The sequence below is a fragment of the Nocardia sp. 852002-20019_SCH5090214 genome (genome assembly GCF_001665865.1).
GTDB classification, from domain to species: domain Bacteria; phylum Actinomycetota; class Actinomycetes; order Mycobacteriales; family Mycobacteriaceae; genus Nocardia; species Nocardia nova.
In genome coordinates this window covers 20,915-30,712 of sequence record NZ_LZMK01000271.1, presented here as the reverse complement: position 1 = coordinate 30,712, position 9,798 = coordinate 20,915, and the positions used below count along the sequence as shown (strand labels likewise).

10 protein-coding genes are annotated in these 9,798 nt (G+C 67.0%); 1 reads left to right on the top strand and 9 read right to left on the bottom strand.

Annotation, left to right across the window (positions count from 1 at the left end):
* Positions 1–96: 96 nt before the first annotated feature.
* From A5780_RS21015 to A5780_RS20980, 8 genes are all read right to left on the bottom strand, one after another.
* The gene (locus tag A5780_RS21015; RefSeq protein WP_063910631.1) at positions 97–474 is read right to left on the bottom strand and encodes a hypothetical protein; all 378 of its coding nucleotides are present in this window, start codon (positions 472–474) and stop codon (positions 97–99) included.
* A gap of 154 nt (positions 475–628) precedes the next feature.
* Positions 629–859 carry a biotin/lipoyl-containing protein gene (locus A5780_RS21010; protein WP_063009739.1) on the bottom strand — a complete coding sequence of 77 codons (231 nt, stop codon included), beginning with the start codon at positions 857–859 and terminating at the stop codon, positions 629–631.
* Between the two features lie 40 nt (positions 860–899).
* Positions 900–1,898 carry an alpha-ketoacid dehydrogenase subunit beta gene (locus tag A5780_RS21005; RefSeq protein ID WP_063009906.1) on the bottom strand — a complete coding sequence of 333 codons (999 nt, stop codon included), beginning with the start codon at positions 1,896–1,898 and terminating at the stop codon, positions 900–902.
* Positions 1,899–1,900: 2 nt separating this feature from the next.
* A complete protein-coding gene (locus tag A5780_RS21000; RefSeq protein WP_063009741.1) occupies positions 1,901–2,890 on the bottom strand; it encodes a thiamine pyrophosphate-dependent dehydrogenase E1 component subunit alpha in 990 nt (329 codons plus the stop codon).
* On the bottom strand, positions 2,887–4,533 hold the full coding sequence (locus A5780_RS20995) for an FAD-binding protein (protein WP_064909377.1): 1,647 nt from the start codon (positions 4,531–4,533) through the stop codon (positions 2,887–2,889). The genes A5780_RS21000 and A5780_RS20995 overlap by 4 nt, the downstream gene beginning before the upstream one ends.
* A complete protein-coding gene (locus A5780_RS20990) occupies positions 4,526–4,879 on the bottom strand; it encodes a 2Fe-2S iron-sulfur cluster-binding protein (protein ID WP_064909379.1) in 354 nt (117 codons plus the stop codon). The genes A5780_RS20995 and A5780_RS20990 overlap by 8 nt, the downstream gene beginning before the upstream one ends.
* Before the next feature lie 5 nt (positions 4,880–4,884).
* A complete protein-coding gene (locus tag A5780_RS20985; protein ID WP_197521821.1) occupies positions 4,885–6,069 on the bottom strand; it encodes an SRPBCC family protein in 1,185 nt (394 codons plus the stop codon).
* A gap of 264 nt (positions 6,070–6,333) precedes the next feature.
* Positions 6,334–6,963, bottom strand: a complete 630-nt coding sequence (locus A5780_RS20980) for a TetR/AcrR family transcriptional regulator (RefSeq protein WP_064909375.1) — start codon at positions 6,961–6,963, stop codon at positions 6,334–6,336.
* 238 nt (positions 6,964–7,201) lie between these two features.
* On the opposite strand from A5780_RS20980, the gene A5780_RS20975 reads away from it, so the two are divergent.
* Entirely contained in the window at positions 7,202–8,080 is an 879-nt protein-coding gene (locus tag A5780_RS20975) for an acyl-CoA thioesterase II (protein WP_064909374.1), read from the top strand.
* A gap of 40 nt (positions 8,081–8,120) precedes the next feature.
* Here the strand turns inward: A5780_RS20975 and A5780_RS20970 are convergent, their stop codons facing one another.
* Positions 8,121–9,662 carry a class I adenylate-forming enzyme family protein gene (locus A5780_RS20970; protein ID WP_231983034.1) on the bottom strand — a complete coding sequence of 514 codons (1,542 nt, stop codon included), beginning with the start codon at positions 9,660–9,662 and terminating at the stop codon, positions 8,121–8,123.
* Positions 9,663–9,798 lie beyond the last annotated feature (136 nt).

Here is a 9,798-nt window from a genome sequence, read left to right as displayed (position 1 = left end):
CGCACGACAGGGGCAAGAAGTCATACCGGGCCTGGCGACCGTAGCCCTCGATCAAGGGCTGCGAAAAAGATAACGGGCGACCAGCCCCTCACCAGCTCAGCGCGGGGCTGTGCCCGAATCGGCCAGCGCAGATCGACCGGGACCGGGCTCGGGCTCGGACTCCTGCACCGTGATCGTGCGCAACAGGCGGACCACCGGCGCAGGATCCATACACAGGGCATCGGACATGTGCAGGGCTCCGCCTACCGCGGCGGCCAACAGCCGGTCGACCACGGCCTGCAGATCGTCGGCCTCGATTTCGTACAGGGCGACGAACGGGCCGTCATCGGCGACGGGCTCGAGCCGGCGGCCCGAGACGAACCCCTTCATCGCCACCACCTCACGCAGATGCGTCTCGTCGTACCAGCTGTGATACTCCGCGGTACGCTGCGGGGCACTGGGCCGGGTTTCGACGTACAAGATTCCTCGTGCCACGACTGTTCTCCTCGAACGAGCATGTCTGGTACAAAACATGTTGGTGCGCGGTAACTTCGGTGAGCTCCGCGCATCCGGAACCCCGCCGGTGGTCAACGGTGCAGGACACCGGCCCGCGGCAGCGGACAACGGCGTGCCGCGGGATCCGGCCCCGCTATTCGATCCGGCCGACGACTGAGCCGACCGGGTATTCCACCTCGATCTCACCGACTATGACCAGCGTGCCCGCGGCGGGTGATTCGATATCGGTCTCGGTCTTGTCGGTGGCCAGGGTGTAGAGCAGATCTCCCTGCTGCACCGTCTGGCCGTCCTCGACCAGCCAGGCCGTGATCGTCCCCTCGGTCATCGTCACACCGAGCTGGGGTATCAGTAGTTCGTGCGCCACGGAAGGCGTCTCCTCTCGCGATGAATCGGATGATCGGGGCTCACAACAGTCCGCGCACTGCCGCCTCGATCTGCGGCGGCCCGGGAATGTAGGCCTGTTCCAGCGATTTGGCGTAGGGCACCGGCGTGTTCGGTGCCGTCACCCGCGCCACCGGGCCGGCCAGCTCACCGAACAGCTCGGAGTGGATGGTCGCGGCCAGTTCGGCGCCGAATCCGTTGCGCCGCACCGCTTCGTGCACGACGACCGCACGCTTGGTCTTGGCCACCGAGGCGAGCACGGTCTCGATGTCGAGCGGCTGCAGCGTCCGCAGATCCACCACCTCGACGTCGATCCCCTCGGTGGCCAGCTGTTCGGCGACGGCCAGGCAGTCGACCACCTGCCGCCCATAGGTCAGAATGGTGACATCCGATCCGGGGCGCGCGATGGCCGCCTTACCCAGCGGAACCCGATGGTCCCCCACCGGAACCTCACCGCGCGAGGCGAAGTAGAGCCCGAACATCTCCACGAATACCACCGGGTCGTCGTCGAAGATCGACGACAGCAGCAGTCCCTTGGCGTCGGCCGGATTGCTCGGCACCACGACCTTGAGGCCGGCGGCATGCACCAACTGAGCCTCGAGCATGTCGGAATGCTGTGCCCCGAATCCACCGCCGGCGCCGGTGGCCGTGCGCACCGTGATCGGCACCGGGGTGCGGCCACCGGACATGTAGCGCAACTTGGCGGCGTGGTTGACCAGCTGATCCATGCAGACGTGGGTGAAGTTCATCAGCATGATCTCCGGGACGGGCCGCAGCCCGGAGATGGCCGCGCCGATCGCGGCCCCCATGATCGCCTGCTCGGAGATCGGTGTATGCCTAATCCGTTGTGTCCCATACTTTTTTCCCAGGCCCTTGAACACACCGAAACCGCCACCGCCGGGCTCCTGGATATCCTCGCCGAGGGCGAAGACCCGCTCGTCGGTCTCCAGCGCGATATCGAGCGCGTCGTTGATCGCCTGGACGAAGCCCAGGGTCCGGGTCTGCACAGGCTGTTCTGCGATGGTCATGCCGCCGCTCCTTCCGCATACACATCGGTGGTCAGTTCCGCTGGATCCGGTAGGGGCGCATCGAAGGCGAATTCGGCGGCATCGGCGACCTCGGCGGCCGCCGCCGCTTCGACGGCCTCGATCTGCTCGACCGTGGCCGCGCCCGACTCGATCAGTTGGGCCCGGAAACGCGGCAGCGGATCGTTCGCCATCGCCGCCGCGAGTTCCTCCTTGGGCATGTACCCCTGCTGATCGCCCATGACATGGCCGTGGAAGCGAAAGGTCATGGCCTCCAGCAACGTCGGCCCCTCACCGCGCCGGGCCCGGCCGATCGCGTCGCCCGCGACCTGGTACATCGCAATGGGATCATTGCCGTCCACAGTGACACCGGGCATCGAATAACCGGCCGCCCTGGTGGCGATGCTCTCCACCGAGGTGCCCTCGCGCAGTGGCGTGTACTCGGCGTATCTGTTGTTCTGACAGACGAAGACGACCGGAAGCCGCCACACCGACGCCAGGTTGAGCGCCTCGTGGAAGGCGCCGATATTGGACGCGCCGTCACCGAAGTTCACCACGGTCACCTGATCGGTGCCGCGCATCTGCGCGGACAAGCCCAGTCCGTTCGCGATCGGCAGACCGGCGCCGACGACACCGGTGGTGACCATCAGCCCGTACTCCGGCGCGGTCACATGCATCGGCCCGCCCTTGCCGCCGCAGGTTCCGGCGGCCTTGCCCAGGTACTCGGCCCACAGATCGCGCAGCGGCACCCCCTTGGCGACCTGGTCGTGTAGTCCGCGATAAGTGGTCACCACGTAGTCGTCGCGCCGTAGATGCGCCGCTACCGAAGCCGCGACGAACTCCTGTCCGCGCGGCGAGTAGTACATGCCGCCGATCTTGCCGCTCAACATGTATGAGCGATATTTCTCGTCCGACAACGCGATTCGCGTTGCGGTGGCGAAGATGTCGAGTTGCGCCTCGGGGCTCGGCGCGGGGGTCGATGGACTCACCTGGTCTCCTGATTCTTCGATTCGAGGATTTCGACGTCGCGGCCGGAGCGAGCCGCATGCTCACCGGCACGGCGGCCGGAGAACACCGCGTCGGCCAGCGACAGCCCGGACACGTAACTGTTGCTGCAGATTCCGACCGCCGCGCGGCCGGCGGCGTACAGTCCGGGGACGGTGCCACCGGTTGCCCGGCGAACCGCCCCGGTGTCCTCGTCCACCGCCAACCCGCCGAGAGTGATGAACGGGAACGGATAGGCGGGGCTGACGCCCGGCGCCAGATTCACCGCGAAATACGGGCCGCGGTCGAGCACCCGCCGGTACTGGTCGGCCTTGCCGAACCGATCGGGCCGTCCGGCCTCGATGTCCTGGTTGTATTTCGCGACGGTCGCCGCCAGACCGGCCGGATCGATACCGCACGCTGAGGCCAGCGCCTGCACGGTCGCGGCCCGGCGGTGGCCGAATGGGCTGAAAATATAGAGGCTCTGCGGAACTTGGAAGAACGCCGATTGTTCCCGCGCCTGCCGCCGCGCGGTGCGCCAGCCCGCCGCGTCCAGAATGAGGAATCCGCGCCCGCCTTGTTGCTCGATCAGCGGTTCGGACATGGTCGCGCCGTAGAGCTGTTCGTTGGCGAACCGATCGCCCTCCATTCCGACTGCCACCCCCTCGAGAAATCCCGACGGGGGCGAGATGAATTTCCAGCCCGACATCTTGTGCAGGTGGCTGGTGGCGGCATCGACCTGCGCACCCAGCCGCAGGCCCGCGCCGTCGTCGGCTCCAGCGGCCAGCGGGGACACCTCGGTCCAGGCCGGCGCGTGGCGCCGGACCAGTTCCTTGTTCTGCCCGAAGCCGCCGGTGCAGAGCACCACTCCGCCACGGGCCAGGACCCGATGGCGAGTGCTCCGCTTGCGTTGGGCCGAAACGACTTTCGCCATCAGGCGGTCGCCCAGCGGCGGATGCCACACCTCTGCCTTGGCGGCGATCTCGGTGCAGATCTTGTGCCGGCGCCCGAAGACACCGGGGTCCGGGGCGTCGAATTCGACGCCGACCACCGCACCGTTGGCCACGATCAGCTCGCGCACCTCGGCCAGCGGGCGGAACTCGACGCCCTTGCCCAGCGCGGCATCTCGCAGCGTGGCGTAGAAAGCGGCCCCGCTGAAATTCTTCGCCCGGACCCGGTGCCCGCGCGGGGCCGGGGCGGCGTTGTCGGCATAGCTGGGAACCTGTTCGTTGCCCGAGTAGTACAAGAAGTGGCGATTGGTCGGATAGGACGTCTTGTACGGGCACAGGCTGCCCTCGAACGGCACGCCCTGGCGGGTAAGCCATTCGATCATCGCGGGACTGCCGTCCACGAACCGGCGCAGCGTCGCGGTGCCCACCGCGTCACCGGCCTCCTGTGCGAGATAGGTGAACATGGCCTCGGCGGTGTCGGTGACGCCCGCCTCCCGCTGCGCGGGTGTGCCGCCGCCGGCGTAGACCACACCCCCGGAATGCGTCGTCGATCCGCCACCGTAAAACCTGTCCACTACGAGCACCGAAGCGCCGGCTTCGGCGGCCGCGATCGCGGCGCAGGCCCCGGCGCCGCCGAAGCCCACGACCACGACGTCGTAGACCTGTTCCGGCGTCGTTGCCGGTCCCTGCTCACTCACCGTCCCGCTCCTCACTGTCGGACACTCCGGGCGCAAACGGCCGGGCCGCCCGCTTTTCCACTGTGATGTCACCGGTCACCGTCAACCGGCATGCCAGCCGGGTATCGCGCAGGGGCCATCCCATGCGCCGATTCGTGATCTGCCGCAAGACATCTCGCTCTTCGTCGGAGACCGGGCCGAGCTGGTCGTGCCCGTCGATCACTCGCACGGCGCAGGCCGTACAGCGGGCCTGCCCGTAGCAGATGGTCGGCCAGCGAGCCCCCACCCGCAGCGCCGCCTCGAACAGCGTCTCACCGTCGCCGACGGCCAGTTCGAAACCGGCCGGGTCCACTCGTACCACTGGCACCCGGATCACCGCGCCAGATACTGATCGATGGTCCGATGACTGTTGACGATCATCGCCTCGTACGGTTCGGACAGCGTCAGCCCGTCGAGCCCTCGAGTCTTCAGACCCTTCTGCTGGGCGATGATGTTGTGGAAATCCTCCTTGAGGATCTGCGGCCAGTCCTCGACCGGGATCGGTCCCTCGAGTTCGGGCCGATCGGCGCTCTCCTCCCCCGCCGCCGGAATCTGCAGTGCCCAGACCTCGAAGACACAGCTTTCCGGATCGTCGCCGTTGGGCCGGACCCGGTACATGATCGAATTGCCATAGGCGGGCAACACAGTGATGTTCGGAAAAATGTGACCGTAACCGCTGGTTTCCGTCGGCGGCGACGGCAGATCGACGCCCGCCCCCTTCGCGTAGTCGTACAGCGCGCCGAAGAACGCCGACGGGAACTGATCGGGATCGATGTCGCGGTCGAGCAAGCCCTGCTGGATGAACATCTCCCGTTCGGTGGCGTAGGCATCGGTGCCCAGGTAGAGCGCGGTGTTGTACTGGACGAAGTACTCCGCCGCGGACATTCCCTCGACCGGAATCTCACCCGGCACGGGCAGCATGTGCGCGTGGCCGCCGTCGAAGGTCTCGAACGTGCCGCCGAACGCGTCGAGGTTGAAGTCCTCGTCGGACGCGCCCATCGACAGCGACGGATGCGCCTGCATCACGTGGTAGGCCTCCATGAACGCCTCCTGGGCGACCTTCCAGTTCCCCGGCAGGATGAGGTGACGCCACCAGCGCACCCGCATCCGTTCGAAAGCGATCGGCGCCAGCGCCTCGGCGATCCCGGCCAGCGCCTCGTGCAACGGCGGCGCGGCCGGATCCATATTGATCCACACCAGCCCGAACAATTCGCCGACCTGACACTCCACCAGCCGCAACGACTCCGGATCGAGACAGCGCGGAGCGAAGCCGCGTTCGGCATAGACGTAGGAATTGGAGCCGTCCAGGTTCCAGCGCCAGCCGTGGTACGGGCAGACGATCTGACCACCGTGGAAGGTTCCGCTGTCGGAGGCCAGGGCCGTGGCGCGGTGGCGGCATGCGTTGAAGTAGGCCTTCACGGTGTCGTCACGCTGACGCACCACCATGATCGACTGATCGTTGATCTTGTACTCGGTGAAGTCACCCGGGCGTGGGATCTCGTCGGCCCGGCAGGCCATCTGCCAAACGTGCGGCCAGAGCTTCTTCTTCTCGAGCTGGGCAAACTCAGGCGAAAAGTACCTTCCCGCAGGAACTTTGGCCGGGTCGGTGATCGCGAATGGAACTCCGGCTGTACTCGGCTGCTCGATCCGGTGTTCGACGTGGGTGGTCAAAGCCAGCCACCTCCTCGTGACAAGGCTGCATGTAACTAACTAATTGATGAGTTACTTTATGGAGGTGACCCGAGTCACGGGTGCGATTCCGAAAAAATGACTTAAATTCGTTTAATGATTGCGTTCAATCAATAAAGTTCCGGCCAGCAACGCTTCGGTCGCACGGACTGCCGCCCGGTGCCGGTCGGCGGTCGCGGTGGCCGACAGATGAGCAAGCCCCCAGGTCAGCGAGGTCAGCATGTCCACCACCGACCGCGCATCGATACCGGGCGCCACCTCGCCGGCGCGCACCGCCTCATCCACCAGCCGCGAGTAGAGCGCCTCCTCGGCGCGCTGGCGCCGCGTAACCGCGGCACCCAGATCCGGGTAGCGCGCGGATTCGAGGTAGACGGTGGCATCGAAGCGGGTCACCGACGGATAGTCGCGGACACACGCGATCGCCTCGTCCAGCAGAGCGACGAAATGTTCGCGCAGCGTGCCCGGGAAGTCGACCGCGTGCGCCAGTCGAGCCATCACCTCGTCGATCCGCACGTTCAGCGTCGCGGTGACCAACTCCACCTTGGAGGGGAAGTAGTGATAGATCGCCGCACTGGTGAGCCCCGCCTGCTCGGCGATCGACTTCATCGTCGCCTTGGCGTAGCCGACCTCGGCGATGTGGTCCATCGCCGCGGTCATGATCCGGAGGCGAGTCTGTTCCCCGTCCGCATTCACCGGACGGCCCATCCTGGCGGGCGCCGACATCGCATCTCCTCCCTACGAGGACAGTATCGGTTGCCATTGTTCCATCTCGGACACCTGCCATCGCCCCCCGCCCGGCAGCGGGGCGAGCGAGAAGACCCACGGGTTGCTAGGAGGAATCCGGGCGCGACTCGGTAGCACCCGCACAGCGACTCGGGCGATATAGTTAGATAGTTCGGCGATAAATGACGGATTGGTAGGTATCCGCGCGGACTTGCCACCGAGAGAAGAGGTTCCAGCGATGAGTACGGCGACGCGGACTGTCGATCCGGTCTCCCTGGCCGACGTTCTGAGCATCCACCGGATCGGCGGATCCGAATTCCTCGGCCCTGCCCGGCCCACCGCGGCACCGCGCATCTTCGGCGGCGTCACCGTAGGACAGGCCATACTCGCCGCCCGGGCGACGGTCACCGACGACCGGCCGATACACGCCCTGCAGACCACATTCCTGCGCCCGGGATACGGCAATTCTCCTGTCACCTACCGGGTCGAACCCCTGCACGACGGGACGTCACTGACCACCCGGCTTGTCACAGCCACCCAGCACGACCGGATCATCTTCACCGCCACCGCCTCGTTCCAGCAACCCGAAAACGGTCTGGCACACCAACTTACGACACTGTCCGCACCCGATCCCGAAGACGTCGAACCGGCCGCGCAGATCGTGGGCGAGGGTGCCGATCGGGCATGGCTGTCGGCACTCGAGCAGACCACGATGCTGGAATTCCGCTTCCCCGACACCCCGGTCCGGGTTTCCGCCGGCCAGGGCACCGCTGTGGCGCCGTACCAGAGGTTCTGGGTGCGTCCCCCGCAGCCGCTGCCGGACGACGACGTGGTCCATGCCGCTGTACTCGGTTATCTCTCCGACGCGCTACTGCTGTCGACCTCGCTCGGTCCGCATCGCCGGACCGTACACGACCCCGATCTGCGCTTCGCCACCATCAACCACAGCATCTGGTTCCACTCACCCGGCCCTGCCGACGAGTGGCTGTGGTACGAGCAGGAAGGCATCTGGGCCGGTTCGGCCCGTGCGCTGTGCCGGGGCTCGATCTTCCGGCGCGGCGGCGAGCTGGCGGCGACCGTCGTTCAGGAGGGGCTGATCCGGATCGCGCCGGAATAACGCGGTGCGCCCGCCGGCCGGCTCCGACGTGCGCATCCGATCACGCTCCGGAAAAGGTCCGCCGCAGCGACTGCTTGTCCAGCTTTCCCAGCCCGGCCTTGGGCAGCTCCGCCAGGACCTCGAGGCGCTCGGGCAGCTTCTGTGGCATGAGGCCCGCCCACCGCAGGTGCGCGGCGACCTCGTCGAGGGTGGGCGTTGCCGCACCCGGACGGACGGCGATCACCGCACACACCAGCTCACCGCGTTCGTCATCGGGCAAGCCGATCACCGCCACCTCGGCCACGGCGGGATGTTCGGCGAGCAGCGCCTCCACCTCGACGGGTCCGATGTTCTCACCTTTGCGAATGATCATGTCCTTCAGGCGGCCGGTCACCTCCACATGTCCGTCCGAACGCAGATGACCCAGATCGCCGGTGCGGAACCAGCCGTCGGCGGTGAACGCCGCGGCCGTCAGCTCCGGATCGGTATAGCCACGAAATACCGATGCGCCCTGGACCTGAATTTCCCCGTCCTGCCCCAGCGGTAGCTCCCCGGCCGCGCCGACGACGCGCAGCCGAAGGCCCGGAATCGGGCGGCCTTCGGTGTTTGCCAACTGCTCGTCGGTGTCGTCGGGGGACGCGACGCAGATCATCGGCACCTCGGTCGCGCCGTAGTCGTGCGCGACCGTCGCGTTCAATTCAGCGCGGACCGCGTGATACACACTCGGCGGGCACGGCGCTCCGCCACCCTTGAGCACACGCAGGCTCGGCAACAGCCGCTCACCCGGGGGCAGTGTGCGCTGCTGGTTGAGCAGTGCGGTGTAGAACACCGTGCTGCCGCCGGTGAATGTCACGCGGTGCCGGCGGAACAGCTCCGAGGTGGTGGCCGGATCGAACGCCTCGACCACGACCGCGGGGAATCCGGCCAGCAGCAGCGACATCAGATAGACCACACCGCCGACATGGGCCACCGGGAACGGTATTCCGCCGACTTCGCCGGGCTCGCGCCCGAGTCCGCCGCGCTGGGTGAATCCCCGCGCCGCGGCCAGCAGGGAGCTGTCGCCGTGACAGACCCCCTTGGGCAGACCGGACGACCCCGAGGTGAAGTAGACCCACCGGATATCCTGCGAGACACCGGGTTCAGGCGGGAGCGCCGCCACATCCGCCGACTCGGGTGCGGACGTCCCAATGGTCAGTACCCGACGCGTCCCCGGCAACCCCTCGGCCATCGCGCGGTAGTCGGTGCCGCGCCACGTTCCCGGTATCAGCATCGTGTCGGCCTCGGCGGCGGCCACCGCCGCACCGGTCTCGCGTTCCCGATAGATCGGGATGATCGGCGCCTGCACCGCCCCGAGCCGGGCCAGCGCGGCCATCACCAGCAACGTGCTGATCCGCGTCGGCAGCTGCCAGGCCACGCGCGTCCCCGGGCCGATTCCCTCCGCCTGCAGTGCGGCCGCGACCCGCTCGGCCCGCGCACGGAAGTCCCCGAAGGTGAGTGTGGTGCCGTGTTCGTCGACCAGCATCGGCAGGTGCGCCGATCGTTGCGCGCGCTCGCGGATCAGATCCCAGAACCCCTCCGCCGCAATCGGATCGGTGTCACTCACAACAGCAGCAGGGTCGACCGGCATCGGAGGGTCCTTTCACCAGCCCGTGGCGGGCGTCACAGTTTAGAAATATAGTAAAAATATCTCACTATTTATTCAACGCCTCGTTCCCGGTCCATCCGGCGCCGGGACGAGA

Coding starts and splice junctions, on each gene's coding strand:
- A5780_RS20985 (WP_197521821.1), bottom strand. CDS start 6,069: ATGGCCTGCCGGGCCGACGAGATCCCACGCCCGGGTGACTTCACCGAG.
- A5780_RS20980 (WP_064909375.1), bottom strand. CDS start 6,963: ATGTCGGCGCCCGCCAGGATGGGCCGTCCGGTGAATGCGGACGGGGAA.
- A5780_RS20975 (WP_064909374.1), top strand. CDS start 7,202: ATGAGTACGGCGACGCGGACTGTCGATCCGGTCTCCCTGGCCGACGTT.